Origin of the sequence: Streptomyces sp. NPDC020490 (genome assembly GCF_044335305.1) — a bacterium.
GTDB lineage: Bacteria > Actinomycetota > Actinomycetes > Streptomycetales > Streptomycetaceae > Streptomyces.
This window is the reverse complement of the sequence record NZ_JBIRUY010000024.1, coordinates 47,549-71,120: the sequence shown is the minus strand read 5'-3', so window position 1 is coordinate 71,120 and position 23,572 is coordinate 47,549. Positions and strand designations below refer to the sequence as shown.

The following is a 23,572-nucleotide window of genomic DNA, read 5'->3' as shown; positions in this document are numbered from 1 at the left end:
ACTACGTCCACCACCAGACTCGGCTCGTCCCTACGCGGGTCACCGTACCCGCTCCCGCGACCCCGCTACCCGCAGAACGGGCCGGGCACTCCGTAAGTGCCCGGCCCGTCCGGCGTCGTTCCCCTTCCCCGTATCACTTGACGGGTCCCCGTATCACTTGACGGGCGGGATCGTCTTCTTCGCGGTGGTCGTCTTGCGGGCCGGCGTCTTCCTGACGCCGGGCTTCTTGTCCGCGGCGGGCTCGGACTCGACCGCGGCGAGCTTCACCTCGGCGGGCTTGGCCTCCTCCTTCACCCCGGCGGGCTCGGGCTTCGGCTCGACGGCGACCGCCAGCTCCTCGACCTCCTCGGCCACGTTCTCGATGCCCTCGGCGGCCTCGCCGCGCCAGGTCCGCACGGTCTGCTCGCCGTGCTCGGCGACCTTCTCGTAGGTCTCGCGGGCCTTCACGGCGTACTCGGCGGCGACGCCCACACCGCGCAGGGCGATGTCCTGGGCGGCCTCGCCGAGCTTCTTCAGGTCGGCGTCGAGCGTGGCGCCGAGCTTCTTGACGTCACCGTCGAGGGTGTTGAGGAACTCGTTGACCTTGGCCTGGAGGCTCTCCTGCCGCTCCTTGACGCGGGCCTGCGCCTCCTTGGCGCGCGCGGCGGCCTTCTCCTGGACCGCCTTGGGGTCGGTGTTGCGGACGGCCTCGATGCGGGCCGGCGCCTCGGCGCGCAGCTGCTCCACCAGCGCGGGAACCTTCTTGGCCTTCTGGAAGGCGAGGTCGGCGGTGCCGGCGGCGAAGTAGAGCGGCGTCGGGTCGCTGAATGTCTTACGCAGGTCGTCAGTGATGGCCATGATGCTGGTCCTCCCGGATCGCTTTCGGCTGAGGGTCTGGATTCCCGCGATCGGTCGGCCGACCGGTCGGTCTCGCTGCTCGGTCATGATCAGCCGGCTGTCTGCTGCGGGTCGGCGTCGCTGCCGTCGGACGTGCGGGCGGTACGGCGCGCGGCGGACTTGCGACCGCCGGCCGTGCGGGTGGTCGTGCGGGGACGGCGCTCGCCGGTGGCGTCGCCGTCGCCCTCGCGGGCGCGGCGCGCTGCGGTGCCGCCGTCTTCGCCGGTGTCGCTCACCGCGGCGCCGCCGGCCGCCATGCCGGCCCTGTCCGCGTCGTCCGCCCTGCCCGCCGCGTTCGCCTCGTTCGCCGCTTCCGCCGTGGCGATCCCGAATCCGTTCTCCTTGCGGAAGGACTCGTAGATCTGGAGCAGCACCTGCTTCTGCCGCTCGTTCAGCGTGGGATCGGCGAGGATGACGGCGCGCGTCTCCACCTCGTCCCGGTCCCGCTCGTCGTCGAGGATGCCGGCCCGCACGTACAGCGTCTCGGCGGAGATCCGCAGCGCCTTGGCGACCTGCTGCAGCACCTCCGCGCTCGGCTTGCGCAGTCCGCGCTCGATCTGGCTCAGGTACGGATTGGACACCCCGGCGGCGTCGGCGAGCTGCCTGAGCGACAGCTGCGCGTTGCGCCGCTGCTCGCGCAGGTACTCACCGAGATTGCCGACGTTGAGCGATGCCATGTCTCCACTGTGCACCCATGCGCTAACTATTGCAAGCAAGCTGCTTGCAGGAGTGCGCTCCCCTGCGTCCGCAGGCCCCGGCAGCGTCCGCGCCCGGAATCGCTACCGGCGCCTCCGACGACGCCGTGGCCCCGTCGTCACCGGCGTCCGCGAGGACGCCGCCGCCCGTCTCCGGCGCCCTGGCGGGCAGGAACGGCCCGTCCGAGCGGCGCGGATCCGACCGCATCGACTGCGCGGACCTGCTGATCGGCCTCGCCCGGGTCGGCCGCGGAGTGACCGCCGCCGGCCTCGTCCCGGCGACGCCCGACCCCGTGCCTGCCGGCACCTGAGTTCAGCTCCCGGACATGCCGGGGACGGGACACCCGTCTCAGGCCGGCTGTTCCGACAGCGGCGCACCGGGGCGACGCCGAGGCTCCGCGACACGCGGGTCCGTCTGTACCGCCTCGGCACGCTGACCCCGCCGGAGCCGATGCCGGCGGGCCGGGGCCGCGTCCTGGGCGAGCGGGACCTCGACGAAATCATCTTCTGGTGCGGCGAGTTCGCCAAGGCCGTCGGGGAGGACGTCTCCCTGGACGCCGGCTCGTGGGCCGGCACCCGCTTCGCCGACAAGCGCTACACCCTCTGGGAGACCCCCGACGGCACCCCCGTCTCCGTCGCGGGCATGAAACCGCTGATCGGCGGCCAGATCCAGGTGGACGTCGTCTACACCCCGGCCCACCTGCGCGGTCGCGGCTACGCGGGCGCCGTGACGGCGGAGGTGAGCCGGGCCGCGCTGGCCGCGGGCGCGAGGGACGTGGTGCTGTTCGCGGACCGGTCCAACCCCACCAGCAACGCCCTCTACCAGCGCCTCGGCTACCGCAACCTCACCGACTGGTCCGTGTACGACTTCTGATCCCTCCGACGCCTCTGAGCCACGCCTCGACGGCCGCGAAGTCCCGGTCGGTGAGGCCGTACCGGGGGTCGACACGGTGCAGCAGGGCCGGAGCGGGGTGGTGGACCGCCACCCAGGCGCGGTCGGCGTCGGTGAGTTCGTCGTCCAGCCACACGAAGGGGCGGCCGGCCGCCCAGGCGACGAGGGGCCGGGTCTTCCAGTGGGTCGCCCCGGCCGGCCCGTCGTCGCCGTACGTCTCGGCGGGTACGTCGTCCGCGGCCTCGTCCGGCCAGGTCACCAGCGGCAGCGGGGGCAGGTCGAGCCAGGGCGCGAGGCACTCGTTGGCGTCGTCGTCCCAGGTCGTGGCCCACACCAGCACGCAGCCCAGCGCGGCCGGCTTCGGGCCGAGTGCCGGGTCGACGCGGGTGAGCAACGGGTGCGAGGCGGCGAGTCGCGGCGACACGCGGCGCGCGGCGTACACCGGGTACGGCGCCGCCCCGCCGAACGGGATCAGCGTGCCGTCGATGTCGAGGAAGAGCAGCATCGAAGCCAGGATCGCCGAAGCGGGGGCGGCGACGGAACCGGCCGTACGAGTCGGCGGCGGCGGGCACCACCGGGCCCATGAGGGTGCCGGATGCGGCCGGGGGCGGGCGTCAGGGCGTCGTACCCCGGCGCCACGGCGGTTTCGCGGCCAGGCCCCACAGGTCGTCGAAGTGCTTGCTCCAGGTGGCGACGACCGCCTTGGAGTCCTCACCGTCCCGGCGTGACCACAGATTCAGGTCGGTGCGGTAGCCCTTGGGGTCGTAGTAGTCGGGTTCGGTGCTGTAGCCCCTGGTGCGGGCCACGACGTCGTACAGGCCGTGCAGCACCGACTCCCGGTTGAAGATGCAGATCTTGTCCCTGGGGATACCGGGGTAGAAGCGGTACTCGCACTCCGCCGTCACCCGTCCCACCGCGGTGAGCCGTTGCGCGATCGCCGACAGCGTCCGGTCGTATTCGCGGCACTTCAGCTCCAGACGCTTGCGGAACCTCTCGTCGTCCACCGGCGCGCCGTCGGGCCCCACCCGGGAGGGCACGCTCATGGGCTTCTGGAAGTCCGGCACCAGGAACCTGATGGAGACGCGTCTCGTCGGACCGGGGTCGTCGAGGAGAGCTTCCAGCCGGTGGTAGAGGGCGTTGTAGAGCGTCTCGCCCGTGTAGCCGAGGAAGCTGATCTCCACCTCCCGGGCCCGGAACGTCTCGGTCACGAAGCCGCCCAGTTCCCGGGACTCGACCTGGGTGCGCGTAGGCAGCCGGAGGGACGCGTCGAGGTCCTTCAGGGTGTCGTACAGGACGTACCCCACCAGACTGAGCAGAGCTCCGCCGAGGAACGCCTTGTCCTCCAGGGCGTCGCCCACGGGCTTCACGAACTGGGCCGTCAGCCCGGTGACGAAGATGCCCAGCAACACCACCCGGGTGATCGCCGGCTCGAAGCGCGCCTGGAAGCGCCTCAGTCTCTCGCCCACACCGTCGTCGGGTATGCCGTTCCCACCACCGGACATGCGCAGCCCTCCCCCGCACTCCGCACCGTCCGGGGATCACACCTCCATGGGCGCCCCGTACGCCGGCGCCTCTTCATGGTCGGCACGCGGCAGGGCGAGGGCAAGATAGGGATTGGTCGTCGTCCGGTCCTTGAGCCCGAGCACCGCGGTCGCCGACTTCAGCGTCATGGCGTACGTGTCCACGGCCCGCCGGACGTTCGGGGCGTCCAGGCCGTCGCCCGTGACCAGGCGGTCCAGGTCCACGTAGGCCGAGCGGACGGTCTCGATCCAGCGGTACACCCGCCAGTCGTCGCGCCAGCCCTTCGTGCATTCCTCCGGCAGCAGCCGGGACCAGCGGACGAAAAGGCGCTCCCGGATGTCCGGGAGGGTCGGCGTGAGGTGGATGTGCCGGACCAGGTCGTAGAGCGGGTCACCCACCATCGCCATCTCCCAGTCGATCAAGGTCAGTCCGGTGCCGTCCTCCCGGCGGATCAGGTTCCACGGGTTGAGGTCTCCGTGCAGCAGGACGGCCCGGCGCGGAGTCGGCAGATGCCGGTCGAGGATCTCGCCCAGCCGGACGATGTCCCCGGGCAGTCCCAGCTCCCTGGCCAGGGCCAGGGTTCCCTTGGGGAGTCCGGCCACCATGCGCAGCAGTTCCTCGCGCAGTCCGCGGTAGAAGTCCTGGCCGAGCGTGTCCGGACCGAGTTCGCAGCAGTCGACCGAGGTCAGCGCGCGCAGCTGGTCGACGAGGTCGTCCGCCTCGTGCGGCCGCAGGCCGTCCACCGGATGGTCCGGTGGCCGGATCTCGCCCTGCGGACCCTCGAAGGTGTGGATGGTGAACTGGTCCCGATGGCGGTGGCTCGTGCCCAGTGCCAGCACGCGCGGGGCGTTCACCGGCACCCGGGACTTCTCGATCGCCCCGAGCACGGCATGCTCGTTGAGGAAACGCCGCTCCCTCGGGTTGGCCGCCCCCACCTTCCGCCGCACCATGACCGGGAACGGAATGCCCCGCACCCGCACCGCGGTACTGAGGTGCGCGGTCCCCTTGAACACGTGGTTCGCCGGCGCGGCGCCCTCCTCGAACAACGCGTTCCTGACCGCCCAGGCAGGGAACCTGGGATGCTCCGGGACCCGTGGGTCGCTGCTCCACGGGATGGACGTAGCCGCCCTGTCCCGGTTGTGCCGCTTGCCGTGGGATGTGTTCCAGCGGACGAGGATCCCCTCGATCGCCTTCTCGTCCGGCACGCTCTTCAGGCGCAGGGGCTCGGCCGCGGCCTTCAGTGCGCGCTGCACCGCGTGCGTCGCGGCGTCCAGGTGCCGTTGGTCGAACTCGTCGCCCAGCGAGGTCACCGCACGTATCACGTCGGGGTAGACGGACTGGGCCTGCTCGAAGGCCACGTAGTGCTTGAGATCCCGCTTGGCACCGTTGACCGCTTTGCTGCACCGCGTCCCCATGGCCTCCACCCAGGCGTCGACGACCTCGTGCCACTGCCGGTGCGGGTACCGCATGCGTACGAGGTGGGTGGCCAGGTCATGCACAGGATCTCCGTAGGTGGCCAGTTCCCAGTCCACGCAGATCAGGGGCGGGTCCCCGTCGTACGAGAAGATGACGTTGTCGCGGTGCAGGTCGGTGTGGAGCAGGCTGAACGGGCGGCTGATCAGGGTCGGCACCCGCTCGGCGAAACGCACCATGGCGTCCTCCCAGATGCCGAGCATGGCGAAGAGACCGCCGAAGGTGGCCCAGTTGGGCCGCCTGATCTGTTCTTCCGCGGCCTGTGCCAGGGCCCGCAGGAAGGCCCGGCTGTCCCGGCTGGTGCGGGGCCAGTACTGCGGCAGTGGTGGCAGATCCTTTCTGCGTACCTGCGTCATGTCCGCCAGCAGGCCCGCGAGGGCGGCCACCAGATGCGGTTCCACCGGTTTGCCGTTGCGGCAGATGGTGGACAGGGGCACGCCCTGCACGTAGCTCAGGACGGTCACATCACCCCGTTTGACCAGGCACTGCGGCACGTGCGGGAGCACGCCGTGCACCGCGCCGAGGATCTCCGCCTCGTCCTGCCAGGTCCTGATCACGACGGGCAGCGCCGCCCGGATCCGCCGCCTGACGGTCACCCGGTCGTGCCCTGTCAGGGCCGGGAGCACGGCGACGACGTCCTCCGGAGGCCGCACCACGTGGTTGAGGTTGTGATGGCCTCGGCTGGCCTCGCCCTGCGCCGTGGCATACGACACCAGGCGGTCGAACGCCGCGTCACGCGCCAGAGCGGAGGTCCCGGGCATGGGTGGACCGCCCAAAGGTCACTCCTGGATGACTGCACGACGCCACCGATGTCATTGCGCCGCGGAGGGGTGCGCACACTGTAGTGCCCCGGAGGCCACAGAAATGACCACCTCGCCAACGTGTGTGGTGCCCGAGGCGGTGACAGCGGACACCGCACGCTGCCGAGCCCGTCCCGCGGCGCGCGCCGCCGTCGGTTCAGAGTGCGGTGGCGAGCCGCTCCCAGCAGGAGTCGAACCAGGCCTGCATGCTCTCCATGAAGACGGACCCGGTGGAGTTGGGGTCGCCCTCGTCGTTCACGTGGCGCGTCAGCGTCGAGCCCAGGCCCAGGACGTCCAGGGCGGCAATCTCGGTTCCGTCGTCGAGCAGGATCGGGCGCTCGATCACCTCGTAGGGTCCGAACAGCGCCTCCGCGCCCCGGCGCAGGTACAGCTTGAAGGCGGGGACCAAGGGGACCTGACGGACCTGCACGTCCACGGACGGCACCACGCCCTCCGTCTCCAGGTCCCGCAGCGCCGACCGCAAGGAGGTGGTGTGCCGCCGGGTGATGCCGCGCAGCCGTTCCTGGATGCGCTCCTGGAGCGCGGCCGGCTGCTCCGCCGCGGTCCCGTCCTCGCCCCGGGTCATCGCTCGCGGGTACGGCAGTTCCAGCGTCTCGGAGGGCAGCAGCATCCGCAGTTCGATGCGTTCGGGGGTGGCGATCTCCCCGGTGCGGATGCGCTCGGCCTGCAGCCGGACGTGCGCGTCCAGGCTCTCGGAGGTCAGGGTGTGGACGTCCAGCCGGACGACCGGCTGGGCGAAGGCCCGGGCGACGAACGGCCCGAGCGCCGCACGCAGCCGTGGCGCCGCCTGCGGCTCCCTGCCGGAGTGCACGGGGCTCTTGACGACCCGTGAGCCGCTGCCCTGGCGGGACTCTATCCAGCCCTCGTTCTTCAGCTCCCGCAGCACGCGCTGCACGGTGTCGCGCGAGATGCCGAACTCCTCGGCCAGCTCCCGCTGCGTCGGCAGGAGGCCGCCCAGGGGGTAGGTGCCGTCGGCGATACGGGCACGCAGGTCCTCCAGAAGGGAACTGGAGCCCTTCCCGCCGCTGTCGCCACGCCCTGTGCTCACACCGCGACCGTACCTCTCCGGACAACGGGGCAAACGGCTTTCGGTCATATAGGCGACGGATTGGACGATTGGACGGGCGGTATTTGAAGGGCAGTTAAGGGATCAAGCAGTCGGGGCACATCCAATTCAAGGCAACCAGTCCAATTGGAAGGGTTGTTGATCGGTTGTCGGAGAGCTGAAGGGGTGGGAGCCGTGGTCTTCTTCCAACTGGTGGGCACCGTCATGGCGCTGGGCGCCGAGCAGATGCTGACGTCGCGGTTCGGGCCCCTCGGGCTGCTGTGCCTGTTCCTGCTGGGCGCCGGCTTCCGTGCGCGCGACACCGCCTGCCTGTCGGCCGGCGCCGTGGTCTTCGTGCTCCTGATGACTCAGGCCTAGGGCCTGGTCGGCGGATCGGGTCGGAGGAAACCGGCGGCGCCTTCCAACCCGGACGGGCGTGCCAGGCCCCGCGTCTCCGGCATGATCCGCCGGACGGGCCCTAACCGCGCAGCGCTCTCAGTACGGGTTCCAGGGACGCCACGACGGTGCGGGCGCCCGCGTCCCTCAGCTGCTTCTCCTTGTACGGATTACTCGCGTAGCCGAGGAACGGCACTCCCGCCCGCTCGGCGGCCCGGAGGTCCGTGGGGGCGTCGCCGATCATGAGGGCGGTGGAGGGGGCGGCGCCCATGGCGTTCAGTGCCCGGTTGAGGCAGTGCGGGTGGGGCTTGAGGAGGTCGAGTTCGCCGGTGCGTCCGTAGACGTGCGGGGCGAAGCAGTCGGCCAGGCCGCGGACGGAGAGGTATTCCGTCACCGTGCGGGGCGAGTTGTTGCTGGCGACCGCCAGCCTGCCGCCCACGGCGGTCCAGGTGCGTATCAGCGGGTCCGCGTACGCGGTCGGCATGGCGGAGGGGACCGCCTTGAGCTCCTGCTGCGTGAGCCGTTCCTCCAGCTCGGTCACCAGGTCGCTGCGCGGATGCCTCCTGTTGACGGCGTACAGGACGACCATCGGGTCGGGGTGGACCCGTTCCGCCTCCGTCAGCAGCCCTCTCAGTCCCTGCAGCTCGAGCCAGTCCACCAGTTCCTTGGCCACGCTCTCCGCCGTGTGCCCCGCGAAGAGACGGCAGATGGGGCCGTCGAAGTCGAACAGGACGAAGCGGGCCTCGGTGATCAGCTCACGCAGGTTCTCTGTCTCTGCCGTCACCGGTTCAGTCTGCGCCGTATCGGAAGTCACTAGGAGAGTGTCAGGTCCGTCGTGATGGTTTCCCAGAGGGCGTCGAACCACTTCTGGGACTGCTCGACGAACGCGGCGTCCCGCCGGCCGGCGCGCTGTTCGAAGGAGAACAGCAGCGACTTGCCGCCCAGGGCGTCGTACATCTCCAGGGTGCCGCTGTCCCACTCCTCCTCGCGCCGGGTGATCATGTAGTACGCGATCAGCGCCTCGGTGCCGTTGAGCAGGTACAGCTTCACCGGCGGGGTGAAGGGCAGCGCGCGGAAGGTCACGTGCACGTCGATGCCGTGCGAGGAGCGCAGCGCCCACAGGTTGTGCCGCAGGACCTGCACCTGGGCGTTGCGCTGGGCGAGCCAGCGCTGGTGCACGGCGTCGTCCTCGCCGCGGCCGTCCACCGGCACCGGGAAGGCGAGGTCGATCTTGCGGCTGGGCAGCAGGATGCGCACGTCGATCGACTCGGGGCGGATCCGGCCCTCGTGGATCAGCCGGACCGGCTCGCTCAGGGCGAGCATGAGGGTCTCCGCCGTGAGGCAGGCGGCGTCCACGCGGACCCGCGGGGCCGAGAACGCCTCGGCGAGGCGCGGGGCCAGGCCCACCATCGTGGGCTGGGGTTCGCTCCGGTCGGGCGCCGGTTCCGCGATCCTCGGCGGGCTGCCCTTGCTGACGTTGCTGAGGAGGCCGTCCTCCTGGAGTGCCCGGAGGGCCTGGCGCACGGTGCCCCGCTCCACGCCGAACTCGACCGCGAGCTCGGCCTGGGTGGGCAGGCGGTCCCCCGCCTTCAGGTCACCGCTGCGGATCCGGTCCCGGAGGATGCCGGCGATCTCCTGCGGGGAGAGCTTCCTGTCGCCGTTCACTGCCACGTTCTCCGCCACGTTCTCCTGGGTCACGACCAAACGCTACAACTTCGATCCATCTACCGGGAGTTGTTTGAAAGTTGTTTATGACTGGCTGCCAAGTGGGGACAACATAGGCAGAGTTGGTTACCAACTTGGTTGAGTTGGCGGAGGGTTTGCTTCCCGTTGCTTCCCCGTCCGTCCGACTTCATCCGCCTCGCACCCCCCATGCCCGTCCTGCCCACGCCTGAAGGGGGAACCACCATGCCTGCCCTCGCCCTCCTGTCGGCGGTCCTCGTCGTCGGCTTCGAGCAGCTCGTCACCTGGAAGTACGGCGCCGTCGGCGTCATCGGCCTGCTCCTGCTCACCACGGGGATCAAGGCCAAGAACCCGACCGTCAGCTCCGTCGGGGCGGTACTGCTCGCCCTGCTGGTCGCGGGCCCCGCCTTGTGAGGGGAAGCCCGGTCCGGCCGTCCGTGGGAGACGTCAGCCCGTGAGCAGCAGCTCGGAGCTGATCGTCTCCCACAGTGCGTTGAACCACAGGTGCGACTGCTCCACGAACGTCGTGTCGCGCAGGCCGGTGCCCTGCTCGAAGGCGAACAGCATCGACTGGGTGCCCTCGGCGTCGTACATCTCCAGGTGCTCCTGGTCGATCTCCGCCTCGCGCCGGGTGAGCGTGTAGTACGCGAACAGGGCCTCGGTGCCGTTGAGCAGGTACAGCTTGACCGGCGGGGTGAAGGGCAGCGCGCGGAAGGCGACGCGCACGTCGATGCCGTGCGTGGCGCGCAGGGCCAGCAGGTTGTGCTTGAGCACCTGCCCCTGGGCGTTGCGCTGGGCCAGCCAGCGGCGCTGGAGCCGGCCGTCGGCGGAGGGGTCCACCGGGGTCGGGAAGGCCAGGTCGATGTCGCGGCTGGGCAGCAGCACCCGGACGTCGACCTTGGCCGGTTTCAGCTGTCCGGCGTGGATCCGGCGCAGCGGCTCGCCGATGGCGAGGGTGAGGGACACCGAGGTCAGGCAGAGGGCGTCGATCTCGACGTGCGGGGCGGCGAAGGCGGCCGCGATCCGCGGGGCCAGGGCGACCGTCGTGGGCATCGGCAGGGCCGCGGGGCCGGTCAGGGCGTCGGTGAGGTCCGGATCGGGGGCGACAGTGGCCGGAGCGCCCTTGGAGACGTTGGTCAGCAGGTGCTCCGACTGCAGGATGCGCAGGGCCTGGCGCACGGCGCCGCGTTCGACGCCGAACTCGTCGGCGAGTTTCGCCTGCGTGGGCATGCGCTGACCGGCGCGGAGCCGGCCCGAGCGGATGCGGGCGCGCAGCTCGTCGGCCACTTCACGGTGTGTCTTCTGTGGCCGCTGTGACCGTTCCCGCCCATTGGCGGAGGCGTGTTTCGGGTCCACACAAGAACACTACAACTTCCCGCCATCTTGCGGCAGTTCATGCGAAGGTGGTTATGAGACGCTTCCAAGCGGAGATAACTACAGACAAGTTGGTCGCCAACTTGAGCAACATGGTCAAGCTTCTGGACTGTTGGCCATAGATTCCGGGACGCCGCGTCACGAGGATCACGCCCGGTCCGGACGGCACCGGCCGCGCCGCACCGGCTCGGCCGCCACGGATCCGGTCGACCGCGTTCCCTTCCGGAGGGGAGCCGGGAGCTCGGTCGGCCCGCACGAACGGCACCGTCACAACCGAACACCGACAACCGAACAGCAGCACCCGCACAGCCACAACTCCACAGCACAGTCACAACTGAACAGCACAGCCACAACTGAAGAGCACGCTACGGATGAGTCCACCGTCACCGGCGAAAGGAGCGTCAGAACATGTCCGGGCACCACGGTCGCCTGGACGTACGCAGCAGGGCGTCGGCCACCAGGGCGGCGCCCGCTCGTTCTTCCCGGACCCGGCCGAGCGCCGCCAGCCGCACCGCCGACTCGTCGCCCAGCCACAGGGCCGCCAGCTCGGCGACGTCCAGCGTCAGTTCGGCACGGTCGCGGGTGGGCGCGCAGGACGCGCCCGCCGCGGACGCCTCCAGCCGGTAGCGGCCGCCGGTGAGGCCTGCCCGGTCGGTCACCTCCAGCACCAGCGAGCCGGTCCCCTCGTACGTCCGCGCCCGGAGCGCGCGTTCGACGTCCAGGATGCGCACCCACAGCCAGTCCGCCTGCGAGGTGATGCGGGCGGCCCGCGGGTCGGGCAGCAGGAGGGGGAGCAGGTCGTCGGGGGCCCGCGAGCCGCTCTTGACCTGGGTGACCCAGTCGATCGAGCAGAGGTAGTGCCACAGGGCGCGCTCGGCGGCCGGGGTCGACGCGATCAGGGACCGCACGCTCGCCGTGTTCAGCGGCTGCTTGGCGTCGCCCCACCGGTCGTCCACCTCGTACGCCACGAGGCCCTCGACCGTGCCGTCGGCCGCGCGGTGGACCGCCCAGAACGGCTCGGTCCACTTCGGGTCGACGCGCACGGCGCCCGTGTTGAGCTGCCACCACCAGTCGCTGCGGCTGACGGCGCCCGGCGTGGCGCGGCGCACCCGCTCGTGCAGCTCGGGGCCGATCTTGCGCACCTCGTCGCCGTCCACCAGGTCGACGCGGCCGCCGTCCGCGGGCAACGGCCCGCGGACGTCGAGGCCGGCGCGCGGGACGTCGACCGTCCACTCGACCAGGTGGGTGGCGGGGCCGAAGCCGAAGCGGCCGTAGATCGGGTACTCGGCGGCGATCAGCGTGGCGACCACGTCGCCGCGCTCCTTGGCGGCCGCGAGGTCGCGGGTCATCATCCGGGTGAGCAGGCCGCGGCGGCGGTGGGTGGCGGTGACGGTGACGGCGGAGACCGCGTCGGCCCGCACCGGGGCGCCGCCGACCGCCGTGACCTCCTGCGTGAAGGACCGGAAGGTCGCCACGCAGCGGTCCCCGTCGAAGGCGCCCAGGTAACGGCCGGGCTCGAACTGGGTGGCGCGTGCCTTGAGTTCGTCCTCGGAGACGGTCGGCCCCAGCAGGAACCCGCCCCTCAGGGCCCGCAGCCACTCGGGGTACTCGGCCTCGGTCACAGGGCGCACGTCGATGTCGGCGGCTCGGCTCATGGCAGCACGGTAGGCGCACGGCGGCGAGGGTGTCGCGCGGATTTTCCCCCGCACGTCCTCGAGCGGGGTCCCTCAGCACGTGCTGGAGCACGTCCCTGAGCGCGTGCTTGAGCACGTCCCTGAGCACGTCCCTGAGCACGTCCCTGAGCGCGTGCTCGAGCACGTGCTCGAGCACGCTTGAGCGCGGCCTCGAGCGGTCGCCGCCCTCACGTCAGCAGGTCGTCCACCTGGGCCTCCCCCTCGCGGTACCGGCGCGCGATCTCGCCGCCGCAGTCGTCCGCGGTGCGCTGCAGCCGCTGCCGTCGCCGGGAGACCTGCTGCTCGTAGCGCTCCAGCCGCCCCATCGCGGTCTGCAGTTCCTGGTCCGTGCGCGCGCCCAGGTCCGACAGCTCCACCTCGGCGAGCATGTCGGCGGCCAGCCGCCGGTACTCCTCGCCGTGCGGCGTGCCCAGCGTCACGTGGCGGGCCGAGGAACGGTGCCGGGCGGGGCCGTCGGCGAGGATCTCGGACAGCCGCTCGACGACGGAGCCCGCGCCCGCGGGGGACCGGCGGGCCAGCTCCGCCCGCAGGATGTCGACCCGGCCCTGGAGCAGCCGCCGTACGTAGCTGAGGTCGGCCTCGTCGCGCTGCGCGTCCCGGCGCAGGGCGCGCAGCTCGGGCAGGCTCAGCACGGTCAGGTCGTGCTCCGGCGCGTCGGCGGGCAGAAACGGGCCCGGACTGTCGGTGCGCTGCGCGGGCGGCCGGAGCGTGCCGGGGCCGGTCGCGTCGGTCAGCGCGACGGGCCCGGGCGGCTGCCCGGTACTCGAAGTTCTCATGTGCCTCTACCGTCCCCTCGACCGGCGTGTGGGAGCATCGTGCCACCCCAAGTGGCCGCTATGTGACCGAGTGCCCCCGATCGGCCCCACATGAGGGGGTTGAGGTCAGAAACAGGTCCCCCGGGAAGCTTTCCGGACCGGCCCGGAAGCCCGGTGCGGGCCGCTCACGGCGGCACGGCATCATGGGGCGCATGCGTGCAGTGGTGCAGAGGGTGGACGGCGCGAGCGTCGTCGTGGACGGCGAGACCGTCGGGGAGATCACCGGCGAGGGACTGTGCGTCCTGGTCGGCGTGACGCACGAGGACACCAAGGAGAAGGCGGCCCAGCTCGCCCGCAAGCTGTGGTCGATCCGGATGCTGCACGACGAGAAGTCGTGCAGCGACATCGCCGCCCCGCTGCTGGTGATCAGCCAGTTCACCCTGTACGGCGACGCCCGCAAGGGCCGCCGCCCCACCTGGAACGCGGCCGCCCCCGGCGACGTCGCCGAACCGCTGGTCGACGAGGTGGTCGCCCAGCTGCGCGCGCTGGGCGCGACGGTGGCGACGGGCCGCTTCGGCGCGCGGATGCGGGTGTCGCTGACGAACGACGGCCCGTTCACCGTCCTGCTGGACATCTGAGGCCCCGCGAAGCGGACGCGGGACCCGGTCGGGTCTACGGCTCCACGACCGTTTCCTGGGCGGCCGCCGTGTCCCCGGCCACCAGCCGCGCGTCCAGCGGGATGTTCCGCTTGACCAGGGCCAGCGCGACCGGGCCCAGCTCGTGGTGGCGGGCGGACGTCGTCACGAAGCCGATCTTGCGGCCGTCGGGGCCCTCGTCCGCGAGCCGGATCTCGGTGCCGTGCGGCGGCAGGTGGACCTCGCTGCCGTCCAGGTGCAGGAAGACCAGGCGGCGCGGGGGCTTTCCGAGGTTCTGCACGCGGGCGACCGTCTCCTGGCCGCGGTAGCAGCCCTTCTGCAGGTGCACCGCGGTGCCGATCCAGCCCAGCTCGTGCGGGATCGTACGGTGGTCGGTCTCGAAGCCGAGGCGCGGGCGGTGCTGCTCGACGCGCAGCGCCTCGTGGGCGAGTATCCCGGCCGGCGGCCCGGCCTGCGCGGCGTAGGACTCCAGGTCCGCGCGGGGCAGGAACAGGTCGCGCCCGTACGGCGTCTCGCGCACCACGACGCCCTCGGGCACCTCGGCGATCGAGCCGGCCGGCAGGTGGACGACCGCGAACTCGTCCGTGCGGTCGGCGACCTCGACCCGGTAGAAGAACTTCATCGACTCCAGGTACGCGATCAGCGCCTCCTGGGTGCCGGGCTCGACGTGGGCCCAGACCGTCGCGCCGTCGTCCACCAGGTACAGCGCGTGCTCGATGTGGCCGTGCGCGGACAGGATCAGCGCCTCGGCGGCCTGGCCGGCCGGCAGTTCGCTGACGTGCTGGGTGAGCAGCAGGTGCAGCCAGCTCAGCCGGTCCTCGCCGGAGACGGTGACGACGCCGCGGTGGGAGAGGTCGACGAAGCCGGTGCCGTCGGCGAGGGCGCGCTGCTCGCGGAACAGGTCGCCGTAGTGGGCGGCGACGCCTTCGTCCACACCCTCGGCGGGGACGGCGCCGGGCAGGGACAGCAGGGGGCTTTTCATGGACACAAGCCTACGACTTGGCAGTTGAACCCTTGAGGGAGCAGTCCTTGCAGCGGCCGAAGATCGCGAAGTGCTTCATGTCCGTCTCGAAGCCGAACTCCCGCCGGAGCTTCGCGGTGAACTCGGCCGCCACCTGGACGTCCGCCTCGATGACGTTCTGGCAGTCGCGGCAGACCAGGTGGATGTGGTGGTGGCGGTCGGCGAGGTGGTAGGTGGGCGCTCCGTGCCCGAGGTGGGCGTGCGAGACCAGCCCCAGCTCCTCCAGCAGCTCCAGGGTGCGGTAGACGGTGGAAATGTTGACCCCCGACGCCGTCTTCCTCACTTCCATGAGGATGTCGTCGGGGGTCGCGTGCTCCAGGGTGTCCACTGCTTCGAGGACAAGCTGGCGCTGCGGCGTCAGCCGGTAGCCGCGCTGCCTCAGGTCGCTCTTCCAGTCGGTGCTCACCACACCGGAAAGTCTAGGACTACTTGAAGAAGGCGATCCCGTCGTCGGGCAGGTCGTCGGGCAGGGCCTTGGCCCAGCGCTCGACCTCCTCGGGGGTGACGACCTTCTTCAGGTGCGCCGACATGTAGGGGCGCAGCTCGACGTCGGGCGTCTGCTTCTCGCCGACCCACATCAGGTCGCTCTTGACGTAGCCGTACAGGCGCTTGCCGCCGCTGTAGGGGCGGGAGGCCGCCGTGCGCGCCACCGCGTCCGTGACCAGGTCGATCTGCGGCTTCCTGTCGGCCAGCTCGCCGTACCAGATCTCGATGACGCCGTCGTCGCGGGTCATCGTGACCTCGACCCTGCGGCCGGCGTCGACCCGCCAGAAGCCGGACTCGGACTCCAGGGGACGGACCTTGTTCCCGTCGTTGTCCAGCACCCAGGTGCGGGAGTGGTACTCGAGGAAGTCCCTGCCGTCGTGCGTGAAGGTGACCTCCTGCCCGAAGTTGCACTTCTCCGAGCCGGGGAAGTCGTGCACGCCCGCGCCGGCCCAGTTGCCGAGCAGGAAGGCGAGGGGTACGAGGTCCTTGTGGAGGTCGGACGGGATCTCGATCATGAGGAGAGGTTCCTAGACGTGGGTCAGCGCTGGCCCTGGTACAGCTTCTTCACGGTCAGCCCGGCGAAGGCGAGCACGCCGACGCAGACCAGGATCAGCAGGGCTTCGTAGAAGTACTCCAGCACGAGGTGCTCCTTGGGACGAGCCAGGGGTGGCGGTACAGACGGACCGGTGCCCAGCTTACGCGGCCGGGCCCCGGCTCCCGCCGTGAGGTACGCCGTTGCGGGGCTCAGCCGAGCAGCTGGCTCTGCAGGGTGACGGTCTGCTGGAACGGCACCGCCCTCGCGCCGCCCTTCCTGGACTGCACGATCACCGCGAGGACGTCCCCGGCGGCCAGGTAGGCCTGCCGGACCTGCTCGCCGCCGTAGGGCGCCTGCTCGACGTAGGACCTGCGCTCGACGCCGTCCACCTGGGCCGCTCCCGGGAAGTCCTCGTCGAAGGCGGACGCGTCCGCTCCGCGCACCCGGAAGGCGGGGGCGCCGGTGGGAGCGACGCCGTCGTCGAGCAGGTCGTCCACGACGGCTGCGGTGCCGAAATGGAGCAGGTAGATCCGGGTGCTGGTGCCGTCCGGGGTGGTCCAGCCGCGGGCCGCGATGTGCCGCAGGGCGTGGTCGACGAGCTTCCAGCGCAGCGCGTCGCGGTCGTCCTTCTCGGCGTACTCCGCGAGGAAGTCGCCGGTCGCCAGCCAGCCGTCCTTGCCGCGCAGCTTCGGGTCCTCGGTCGCCCCCTTCGGCGCGGGCAGCACGAGGGCGCGCAGGTCGGCGTAGTGGGCGCCGGCCTTGTTCGACGGGGCGAGCGGTCCCGGGCTGCCGGACGGCAGCGGCGGCCTGGTCAGCGTCGGGTAGTCCCAGCGCCCGTCGGACGCGGTCGCCAGTCCCGGTACGTCCGTCCGGTCCATCGCCGTGATCCCGTACGCCGTTCCGGCCCCGGCCACCGCGAACACGGCGACGGCGGCGGTCCAGCGCAGAACGGCCCGCAGCACGCGGCGGTCCCTGCGGGGCGCGGGCGGCACGGGCGGCGCCGGCGGCGCGGTGAGGGACGGCTGCGGGCCGGCCTGCTCTGCCTGCTCTGCCTGCTCTGCCTGCTCTGCCTGCTCTGCCTGCTCTGCCTGCTCTGCCTGCTCGGTGGGGTCCGGCGGCTCGGTGGGGTCCGGCTGCTCGGTCACTTCCGTGTGCTCCGTGTGCTCCGTGTGCTCCGTCTGCTCGGTCATACGGCCTTCCCCGGCTCGGCGATGCGGTCCAGCTGTTCCTTCAGCAGCCTCGCGACCCCGCGGACCTCCAGGGGTTTGGCGCCGTCGGCGCTGAGGGTGACCAGGACGTCTCCCTGGTAGGCCGAGCAGTACATCGTGTCCAGCGTCTCGTCCTTGTCCACGGGCGGCAGGAAGCAGCGGGCGTTCTTGTGGCCCTCGACGCGCGGGCCGTCCCGGAAGACGCCGAGGGCGTCGAGGAGCCCGTTCTGGAACTCCGCGACGTCGCGCAGGGCCGCCTTGTTGTCCATCTGCACGAGCTGGATGCTCACCGTGGACGCCCGGCTGGTGTAGACGGAGGACTTCTCGTCGGTGCTGACGTAGCTGCGCATCGCCATGCCCTGGATGCGCTGCTTGTCGATCCGCCGCTCCAGCTCCCGGCGCTGTGAGCGCGGCAGTCCGCTCACCCACTCCTTGCGCAGGGCCGTGGCCCGGGCGCCTCCGAGCTGCGTGTCGGAGCCGAACTCGCCGATGTCGGGGCCGCGGCTCCAGCCGTCCGCGCCGTAGGGCACGAGCATCCCGGCGAGCCCCTTGGCGTCCGCCGCCTCGGTGTCCGCGGGCTTCGTCCTCGGGAGCTTCCACACGGGGGCGCCCGCGTCCCGGTCGGCGTTCTCGACGGTGACGACGGTGTACCCGACGCCCGCGACGACCGCCGCGACCAGCAGGACGGACCCGGCGACAGCGGCGATCCGGCCACGCCGACGGCCCTTCCCGGCGAGCGGGCCGGGCAGCACGCCGCCCTGGACCGGAACGTCCCCGGCCGGGGCGTCCCCCGCCGACGCGGACTCGACCGGGGCGGACTCGGGCGCAGGCGCGGACTCGGGCGCGGACTCGGGCGCGGGCGGGACGGAATCGGGTCCGGTGCCCGCGGCCGGGGCCGCGGCCGGGGCCGGCTCGGCCGGGCTCGCTCCGTCGTCCGGCCGGTACTGGTTGTCGCTCACAGCCGCTCCATCTGCCGCTCGGCCAGGTCCACGATCTTCGCCTTGGGGATCGGCCGGGTGTCGTACATCCAGATCTCCATGGCGACGTCACCGCGGACGGCGTGCGCCTCCGCCATGTACAGCGGCACGGAGCCCACCTGGGTTTCGGGCCGGGGGTGGGCGTACGCCATGCCGCTGCCCGTGCCGGGCACCGGCCGGCTGTTGTCGGTGTCGTCCTTGTTCACCGCCCAGAACTGATGGTTCTCGACGGAGTCGAAGGCCGCGGGGGTCTCCTCCTGCCGGAACTGGATCAGCCGGATCTCGACGGCCTGGTAGCCGCTCCGCCAGCCGGTGACGGCGGCGCGGCGGAACTCGTCGCCGACGAGCTTGCCGAACTCGGCGGCCGGCTGCTGGAATTCCTCGGCGTAGTCGGCCGTGTCCATCCAGCCGTGGGACTGGGACAGCCACTCGGAGTCCTTGGCGCCGCGCGGCTTCTTCAGCAGCAGCTTGCGCAGGTCGCCCTCGGTCTTCAGGCGGCGGTCCAGCGAGGCCGGCAGCGGCTCGGGGCCGGGCCCGCCGGCCTGCGCGAGTTCCGGCTGCGACAGGGACGGCAGCGCGGTGGGCTCGCGGTCGGCCTGGATCAGATAGCCGGTGCAGGCGCCGGCGACGACGCCGAGCAGGGCGGCGCCGACGATCAGCAGGACCGTACGGCGACGGCGGCGGGGCGCACCCGGGTCCGCGTCGTCGGGCACGACGGACGCGACCGGGACGGCCGGCGCGTCGGGTCCCTCTTCGGGTACTTCCAAGACTCCCCCACAGAAACGTGAAGCGCGCATGCCACATGCGTGCGCACAGGAGACTCCCGACCCGCGGCCGGAGTTGTGGAGGTGTTGATTACGATTCGGCCATGGCGAAGAAACTCGTGATCAAGGTGACGGCGGGGGCCGACGCCCCCGAACGCTGCTCGCAGGCGTTCACGGTGGCGGCGGTGGCCGTGGCCAGCGGCGTCGACGTCTCCCTGTGGCTGACCGGCGAATCGGCGTGGTTCGCCCTGCCGGGCCGGGCCGCCGAGTTCGAGCTGCCGCACGCCGCCCCGCTGCCCGACCTGCTCGACTCCCTGCTCGCCGGCGGCAAGGTCACCCTGTGCACGCAGTGCGCGGCCCGCCGCGACATCACGGAGCAGGACGTCATCGAGGGTGTGCGCATCGCGGGCGCCCAGGTCTTCGTCCAGGAGGCGCTGGCGGACGAGACGCAGGCGCTCGTCTACTGAGACGGTGAGACGGTGAGACGCCGAGACGCCGGGCCCGCCGTCACCGCGGGCGCTTCTTGCCGTCCAGTTCGTCCCACCACTCGTCCGACGTGGGGTCGCCGGACGGGTCGTCCCACCAGCGGTCCTCGGGGCCGCGGCGGTTGGCGACCATCGCGGCGACCGGGGGGATGACCATCGCCACCACGCACATCGCCACGGCCGCCGGGACGGACCAGATGCGGACGACGCCCCAGGCCAGGACGAACAGCGCGATGCAGACGCCCATCATCGCGAAGTAGACGTGCCGTCGGCGCGCGTACATGACTCCAGGGTAGGTCCGGACACGGATCCGGACACGCCGAAGGGCCGCACCCAGGCGTCCAACCCGAGGGGTGCGGCCCCAGCTCCGGCGCGCGGCGTCAGACCGCGATCGCGACCTCCGCGAGGCCGCCCTGCTGGGCGACGACCGTGCGGTCGGCGGTGCCGCCGGGCACCAGGGCACGGACGGTCCAGGTGCCCTCGGCCGCGTAGAAGCGGAACTGTCCGGTGGCGGAGGTGGGGACCTCCGCGGTGAACTCGCCGGTCGAGTCCAGGAGGCGGACGTAGCCCGTCACGGGCTCGCCGTCGCGGGTCACCTGGCCCTGGATGGTGGTCTCACCGGGCTTGATCGTCGAGGCGTCGGGGCCGCCGGCCTTCGCTCCACACATGTGCTTCTCCAGAGGTCTTGAAAGGGGGGCGGTTGAAAGGGGGCGGTCCTACTTGGCGGCGCCGAGCTCGATCGGCACGCCGACGAGGGAGCCGTACTCGGTCCAGGAGCCGTCGTAGTTCTTGACGTTCTGGACGCCGAGCAGCTCGTGCAGGACGAACCAGGTCAGGGCCGAGCGCTCGCCGATGCGGCAGTAGGCGATCGTGTCCTTGGCGAGGTCCACGTTCTCGTCGGTGTAGAGGGCCTTCAGCTCCTCGTCCGACTTGAACGTGCCGTCGTCGTTGGCGTTCTTCGACCACGGGATGTTGCGGGCGCTCGGGACGTGGCCCGGGCGCTGCGACTGCTCCTGCGGCAGGTGGGCCGGGGCGAGCAGCTTGCCGGAGAACTCGTCGGGCGAGCGCACGTCGACCAGGTTCTGCGCGCCGATCGCGGCCACCACGTCGTCGCGGAACGCGCGGATGGAGGTGTCCTGCGCCTGGGCCTTGTACTCGGTCTTCGCGCGCTCGGGCACCTCGGAGCCGTCGACCAGCTCGCGGGCGTCCAGCTCCCACTTCTTGCGGCCGCCGTCGAGGAGCTTGACGTTCTCGTGGCCGTACAGCTTGAAGTACCAGTAGGCGTACGACGCGAACCAGTTGTTGTTGCCGCCGTAGAGGATGACCGTGTGGTCGTTGGCGATGCCCTTCTCCGACAGGAGCTTCTCGAAGCCCTCCTGGTCGACGAAGTCACGGCGGACCGGGTCCTGGAGGTCCTTGGTCCAGTCGATGCGGATCGCGTTCTTGATGTGGTTCTTCTCGTAGGCGGACGTGTCCTCGTCGACCTCGACGATGGCGATCGTCGGGTCGTCCAGGTGGTCCTGCAGCCAGTCGGCGTCTACCAGGACGTCGCTGCGGCTCATGTGTCTCCTCCGGGGCAGTTGCGGCGGGGCGTGCGAGTGCCGGTGCAATTACGTGCGATGACGAGTGCGAGAGGTGCGCGCGCGTCCGCTTCCAGGCGACGGCGGCGCACGGATGCCCTGGACACAGGGCGGGGGAATGCGGAGGTCTGCGCTCTCCGCTCAGAAGGTGCGACAGAGCATGGCGGCGACGCGGCACAGGTCTACTGCCCGCCGCTTCGTGAGATCCGCCTGTCGCTTCATGGTGCCGATCGTAGGGACGGACAGCGGGAGATGTCACCGGCGTGTCGTATGGTGAGACGCGATCGTCCGGCATGTGGGATCGGATCGCTGCCCGGATGTCCGCCGTACGGCCTCGGACCCGGTGTGTCCGCCGCCCCGGCCGCGCCGCGGACGACGGCGTCTCGCCCTTCGGACGCCGGGGGTCCACACCGGCTCTCGTCCGGCCCCGCGAGGCCTCTCGTCCCTACCCCGCGAGCTTGACGTCCGAACCCTTCACGGTGATCTCCACGCCGTTCTTCGCCGCCTCGACCTTGTCGAGCCTGACGTCGCCGGGCAGCTGGTCGATCGTCTGCTGGAAGTCGGTTATCGCGCGGATCCGGGACTCGGCGAGCTGCACCACCAGCTTGGGCAGCGAGTCGGCGTGCACCCTGACCGTGGAGCCCTCCACGGTCACCGAGCTGAGCACCGGGTACGTCTGCTCCGCGCCGGCCGCCCGCACCTTCACCTCGACCTTGATCTTGCCGTTGCCGCCGTCGGACAGCCCGACGACCTCGGCGGTGATGCCGGGGATGATCTGCGTCGGCCCGGACTTGGCCGCCTTCAGCAGCTCGTCGTAGGAGACCAGGGCGGTGCCGGTGGCGGTGGCCGCGGTGGCGGAGCTGTAGTCGCCGGAGAACTCCACGCCCTTCATGTGGGCGTCGATGTCGTCGACGCGGATCGTCTTCGGGGCGCCGGCGGCGGTGCTGCCGGTGTCCGCCTGGTAGTCCTTGATGCCGATCTCGACGTCGTCCAGCTCCCCGGACGCCACCTGGGTGAGGAACGGGAAGCCGTTGATGGACACGTCCGGGGTGGAGGCCAGGTTCTGGGTGGTCCTGAGCTTGTCCGCCGCCTCGTTCTCGGCGAAGTACACCGCCACCCGGTCCACGAGCACGAACAGGCCGCCCAGGATCACGACGACGATCAGAAGTATTCGCAGGGCGCGCATACCGAATGTTTCCCCCACTTCGGCCGTCATCCACGAAGGCCGGTCACCGACGACCCGGGTGGCCGTCTGGCGCGAGACTAACCCTGGGACGGGCGCGCGCCCGCGAATTGTGGATCACCTGTGACAGGAGGGTGCACAGGGGACGCCGCTTACCCCAGCGCCCGCCCGAGCACCCACACCACCGGCGCCGCCGCCGTCAGCGGCAGGGCGACGCCTGCGGTGAAGTGGACGAAGCGCGACGGGTAGTCGTAGCTCGCCACCCGGTGCCCGATCAGCGCGCACGCCGCGGCGCCCGCGCCCAGCAGCGCGCCCTTCGCGCCGAGGTCCGTGATCGCGCCGGCCGCGATGCCCGCGCCCGCCGCCGCCAGCAGCGAGACGGCCACCGACGCCGGCGTGGGCAGGGGCAGGGCGCGGGCCAGGAGGGCCACCGCGACCGCGACCGCGCCGACGGACACCGCGTCCGCACCGGCCGCGAGGTAACCGGCCGCGAGGACGGACAGCGCCGCCGAGACGACGGTCGCCATCAGGCCGTACATCCGCTCGTCGGGGTCCGCGTGCGAGCGCAGTTGCAGCACCAGGGAGAGCAGCACCCACACGCCGATGGTGCCGAGTATCGCGGCCGGGCCGTGCTCGCGGCCCGCCGCGAGCAGCGCCGCGTCCGCGACGAGCGCGCCGAGGAACGCCAGCGCGATGCCCTGCCGGGCCGGCCACATGCCGTTGAGCCGGAACCAGCCCGCCGCGGTGACGGCCTGCAGGGCGACGAGCGGGACGAGGAGGGCGTACGAGCCGAGCGCCGCCGTTCCCGACAGCAGCAGCCCCAGCAGCGCGGTCAGCGCGGCCGGCTGCCCGCCGGGCTCGATGACCGGGGACCGGCCCTCCAGGCGGGCGCGCTGGGCGTCCGTGATGCGGGAGTTGCCGGCGAGGGTGGCGGGACCGTAGGCGGGGCCGTCCTCCGGCTCGGGCGCGGCGGGGCCGGCGTGGGCGGCGTGGCCGGCGGGCTGGACGGCCTGCGGCTGGGGTTGCGGCTGCCGCTGCGGCTGCGGCTGCGGCTGCCGGTCCCACGCCGGGGCCGCGGCCGGGGCGTGAGCCTGGGCGTGGGCGTGGGCGTGGGCCTGGGCCGGGTCCTGGTGCGGCGGATGCCCGTACCCGGTGGCGGCCTGGTCGTGGGGCGCCGGGTGGTGCGGCGGGTACCCGGCGGGCGCCTGCGGGGGCAGGTACGCCGTCTCGGCCGCGTCCACCGCGGCGACGGGCGGCTGCAACTGCGTCTCCCAGGTCTGCCCCTGCCACTGCTGCGTGTACTGCAGGGCGTCCGGGTCCTCGTACCCGGCCGGGCCCCGCTGGTCCTGGTACGCCTGCTGCGCGGGCCACGCCTGCGGCTGCGGCTGCGGAGACTGCTGGTACGGGTCGTACCCCTGGTACCCGGGGTCGTACGGCTGCTGGTCGGTCATC

Annotated in this window: 28 protein-coding genes and 1 pseudogene; 6 read left to right on the top strand and 23 right to left on the bottom strand. The window is 71.6% G+C overall.

Features of this window, described 5'->3' with window-relative positions; translation table 11 throughout:
* Window positions 1–153: 153 nt before the first annotated feature.
* Together ACH4ZX_RS24250 and ACH4ZX_RS24245 are read right to left on the bottom strand one after the other, a co-directional pair.
* Complete coding sequence (locus ACH4ZX_RS24250) at window positions 154–837, bottom strand: hypothetical protein (protein ID WP_398276332.1); 684 nt, start codon at window positions 835–837, stop codon at window positions 154–156.
* Between the two features lie 89 nt (window positions 838–926).
* Complete coding sequence (locus ACH4ZX_RS24245; RefSeq protein WP_398276329.1) at window positions 927–1,553, bottom strand: helix-turn-helix domain-containing protein; 627 nt, start codon at window positions 1,551–1,553, stop codon at window positions 927–929.
* Between the two features lie 125 nt (window positions 1,554–1,678).
* On the opposite strand from ACH4ZX_RS24245, the gene ACH4ZX_RS24240 reads away from it, so the two are divergent.
* Both ACH4ZX_RS24240 and ACH4ZX_RS24235 read left to right on the top strand, forming a co-directional pair.
* Window positions 1,679–1,882 (top strand): hypothetical protein, encoded by a 204-nt coding sequence (locus tag ACH4ZX_RS24240; RefSeq protein ID WP_398276528.1) that lies wholly within the window; start codon window positions 1,679–1,681, stop codon window positions 1,880–1,882.
* 56 nt (window positions 1,883–1,938) lie between these two features.
* Window positions 1,939–2,445 (top strand): annotated as a pseudogene (locus ACH4ZX_RS24235) (GNAT family N-acetyltransferase); the annotation flags it as partial.
* Here ACH4ZX_RS24235 and ACH4ZX_RS24230 read toward each other — a convergent pair.
* The 4 genes from ACH4ZX_RS24230 to ACH4ZX_RS24215 all read right to left on the bottom strand — a co-directional run bounded on the left by ACH4ZX_RS24230 (window position 2,417) and on the right by ACH4ZX_RS24215 (window position 7,326).
* Window positions 2,417–2,968 (bottom strand): HAD domain-containing protein, encoded by a 552-nt coding sequence (locus tag ACH4ZX_RS24230; protein ID WP_398276326.1) that lies wholly within the window; start codon window positions 2,966–2,968, stop codon window positions 2,417–2,419. The pseudogene ACH4ZX_RS24235 and the gene ACH4ZX_RS24230 sit on opposite strands and share 29 nt — an antisense overlap.
* A gap of 109 nt (window positions 2,969–3,077) precedes the next feature.
* On the bottom strand, window positions 3,078–3,965 hold the full coding sequence (locus tag ACH4ZX_RS24225) for a hypothetical protein (protein WP_398276323.1): 888 nt from the start codon (window positions 3,963–3,965) through the stop codon (window positions 3,078–3,080).
* 36 nt (window positions 3,966–4,001) lie between these two features.
* Complete coding sequence (locus ACH4ZX_RS24220) at window positions 4,002–6,218, bottom strand: phosphotransferase (RefSeq protein WP_398276321.1); 2,217 nt, start codon at window positions 6,216–6,218, stop codon at window positions 4,002–4,004.
* Window positions 6,219–6,414: 196 nt separating this feature from the next.
* A complete protein-coding gene (locus ACH4ZX_RS24215) occupies window positions 6,415–7,326 on the bottom strand; it encodes a GntR family transcriptional regulator (RefSeq protein WP_398276319.1) in 912 nt (303 codons plus the stop codon).
* 192 nt (window positions 7,327–7,518) lie between these two features.
* Here ACH4ZX_RS24215 and ACH4ZX_RS24210 point away from each other — a divergent pair, with 192 nt between their 5' ends.
* On the top strand, window positions 7,519–7,701 hold the full coding sequence (locus ACH4ZX_RS24210) for a hypothetical protein (protein WP_398276317.1): 183 nt from the start codon (window positions 7,519–7,521) through the stop codon (window positions 7,699–7,701).
* 100 nt (window positions 7,702–7,801) lie between these two features.
* On the opposite strand, the gene ACH4ZX_RS24205 is transcribed toward ACH4ZX_RS24210, so the two are convergent.
* Together ACH4ZX_RS24205 and ACH4ZX_RS24200 are read right to left on the bottom strand one after the other, a co-directional pair.
* Window positions 7,802–8,533: an HAD family hydrolase gene (locus ACH4ZX_RS24205; protein ID WP_398276314.1), complete on the bottom strand. Its 732-nt coding sequence runs from the start codon at window positions 8,531–8,533 to the stop codon at window positions 7,802–7,804.
* Window positions 8,533–9,423: a GntR family transcriptional regulator gene (locus ACH4ZX_RS24200; RefSeq protein WP_398276311.1), complete on the bottom strand. Its 891-nt coding sequence runs from the start codon at window positions 9,421–9,423 to the stop codon at window positions 8,533–8,535. The genes ACH4ZX_RS24205 and ACH4ZX_RS24200 overlap by 1 nt, the downstream gene beginning before the upstream one ends.
* A 204-nt stretch (window positions 9,424–9,627) precedes the next feature.
* Between ACH4ZX_RS24200 and ACH4ZX_RS24195 the strand changes: the two genes are divergently transcribed.
* Window positions 9,628–9,816 carry a hypothetical protein gene (locus ACH4ZX_RS24195; RefSeq protein ID WP_324783544.1) on the top strand — a complete coding sequence of 63 codons (189 nt, stop codon included), beginning with the start codon at window positions 9,628–9,630 and terminating at the stop codon, window positions 9,814–9,816.
* 33 nt (window positions 9,817–9,849) lie between these two features.
* On the opposite strand, the gene ACH4ZX_RS24190 is transcribed toward ACH4ZX_RS24195, so the two are convergent.
* The 3 genes from ACH4ZX_RS24190 to ACH4ZX_RS24180 all read right to left on the bottom strand — a co-directional run bounded on the left by ACH4ZX_RS24190 (window position 9,850) and on the right by ACH4ZX_RS24180 (window position 13,246).
* Window positions 9,850–10,758, bottom strand: coding sequence for a winged helix-turn-helix domain-containing protein (locus tag ACH4ZX_RS24190; protein ID WP_398276308.1), 909 nt, complete (start codon window positions 10,756–10,758; stop codon window positions 9,850–9,852).
* A 419-nt stretch (window positions 10,759–11,177) separates the two neighbouring features.
* Window positions 11,178–12,431 (bottom strand): GNAT family N-acetyltransferase, encoded by a 1,254-nt coding sequence (locus ACH4ZX_RS24185; protein WP_398276305.1) that lies wholly within the window; start codon window positions 12,429–12,431, stop codon window positions 11,178–11,180.
* Between the two features lie 206 nt (window positions 12,432–12,637).
* A complete protein-coding gene (locus ACH4ZX_RS24180; protein ID WP_398276302.1) occupies window positions 12,638–13,246 on the bottom strand; it encodes an aerial mycelium formation protein in 609 nt (202 codons plus the stop codon).
* Between the two features lie 191 nt (window positions 13,247–13,437).
* On the opposite strand from ACH4ZX_RS24180, the gene dtd reads away from it, so the two are divergent.
* Window positions 13,438–13,863 (top strand): D-aminoacyl-tRNA deacylase, encoded by a 426-nt coding sequence (dtd, locus tag ACH4ZX_RS24175; protein ID WP_398276299.1) that lies wholly within the window; start codon window positions 13,438–13,440, stop codon window positions 13,861–13,863.
* A 34-nt stretch (window positions 13,864–13,897) separates the two neighbouring features.
* On the opposite strand, the gene ACH4ZX_RS24170 is transcribed toward dtd, so the two are convergent.
* From ACH4ZX_RS24170 to ACH4ZX_RS24145, 6 genes are all read right to left on the bottom strand, one after another.
* A complete protein-coding gene (locus tag ACH4ZX_RS24170; protein WP_398276297.1) occupies window positions 13,898–14,863 on the bottom strand; it encodes a YgfZ/GcvT domain-containing protein in 966 nt (321 codons plus the stop codon).
* 10 nt (window positions 14,864–14,873) lie between these two features.
* On the bottom strand, window positions 14,874–15,311 hold the full coding sequence (locus ACH4ZX_RS24165) for a Fur family transcriptional regulator (protein ID WP_324783550.1): 438 nt from the start codon (window positions 15,309–15,311) through the stop codon (window positions 14,874–14,876).
* Window positions 15,312–15,327: 16 nt separating this feature from the next.
* Entirely contained in the window at window positions 15,328–15,903 is a 576-nt protein-coding gene (locus ACH4ZX_RS24160; RefSeq protein ID WP_398276292.1) for an FABP family protein, read from the bottom strand.
* A 229-nt stretch (window positions 15,904–16,132) separates the two neighbouring features.
* Complete coding sequence (locus ACH4ZX_RS24155; RefSeq protein WP_398276289.1) at window positions 16,133–17,113, bottom strand: hypothetical protein; 981 nt, start codon at window positions 17,111–17,113, stop codon at window positions 16,133–16,135.
* The gene (locus ACH4ZX_RS24150) at window positions 17,110–18,090 is read right to left on the bottom strand and encodes a hypothetical protein (RefSeq protein ID WP_398276286.1); all 981 of its coding nucleotides are present in this window, start codon (window positions 18,088–18,090) and stop codon (window positions 17,110–17,112) included. The genes ACH4ZX_RS24155 and ACH4ZX_RS24150 overlap by 4 nt, the downstream gene beginning before the upstream one ends.
* Entirely contained in the window at window positions 18,087–18,875 is a 789-nt protein-coding gene (locus tag ACH4ZX_RS24145) for a hypothetical protein (protein ID WP_398276283.1), read from the bottom strand. Before ACH4ZX_RS24145 ends, ACH4ZX_RS24150 begins: the two co-directional genes overlap by 4 nt.
* A 101-nt stretch (window positions 18,876–18,976) precedes the next feature.
* Between ACH4ZX_RS24145 and ACH4ZX_RS24140 the strand changes: the two genes are divergently transcribed.
* Window positions 18,977–19,339: a DsrE family protein gene (locus ACH4ZX_RS24140; protein ID WP_351893824.1), complete on the top strand. Its 363-nt coding sequence runs from the start codon at window positions 18,977–18,979 to the stop codon at window positions 19,337–19,339.
* A gap of 40 nt (window positions 19,340–19,379) precedes the next feature.
* Here ACH4ZX_RS24140 and ACH4ZX_RS24135 read toward each other — a convergent pair whose 3' ends face one another.
* From ACH4ZX_RS24135 to ACH4ZX_RS24110, 6 genes are all read right to left on the bottom strand, one after another.
* A complete protein-coding gene (locus ACH4ZX_RS24135; RefSeq protein WP_360753708.1) occupies window positions 19,380–19,640 on the bottom strand; it encodes a DUF3099 domain-containing protein in 261 nt (86 codons plus the stop codon).
* 97 nt (window positions 19,641–19,737) lie between these two features.
* Entirely contained in the window at window positions 19,738–20,025 is a 288-nt protein-coding gene (locus ACH4ZX_RS24130; protein ID WP_004986406.1) for a DUF1416 domain-containing protein, read from the bottom strand.
* Between the two features lie 48 nt (window positions 20,026–20,073).
* Window positions 20,074–20,919 carry a sulfurtransferase gene (locus ACH4ZX_RS24125; protein WP_398276280.1) on the bottom strand — a complete coding sequence of 282 codons (846 nt, stop codon included), beginning with the start codon at window positions 20,917–20,919 and terminating at the stop codon, window positions 20,074–20,076.
* A gap of 159 nt (window positions 20,920–21,078) precedes the next feature.
* Window positions 21,079–21,159, bottom strand: a complete 81-nt coding sequence (locus tag ACH4ZX_RS24120) for a putative leader peptide (protein ID WP_350310325.1) — start codon at window positions 21,157–21,159, stop codon at window positions 21,079–21,081.
* A gap of 223 nt (window positions 21,160–21,382) precedes the next feature.
* Entirely contained in the window at window positions 21,383–22,123 is a 741-nt protein-coding gene (locus ACH4ZX_RS24115; protein WP_398276277.1) for a DUF2993 domain-containing protein, read from the bottom strand.
* A 149-nt stretch (window positions 22,124–22,272) separates the two neighbouring features.
* Entirely contained in the window at window positions 22,273–23,571 is a 1,299-nt protein-coding gene (locus ACH4ZX_RS24110) for a hypothetical protein (RefSeq protein ID WP_398276274.1), read from the bottom strand.
* Window position 23,572: the final 1 nt, after the last annotated feature.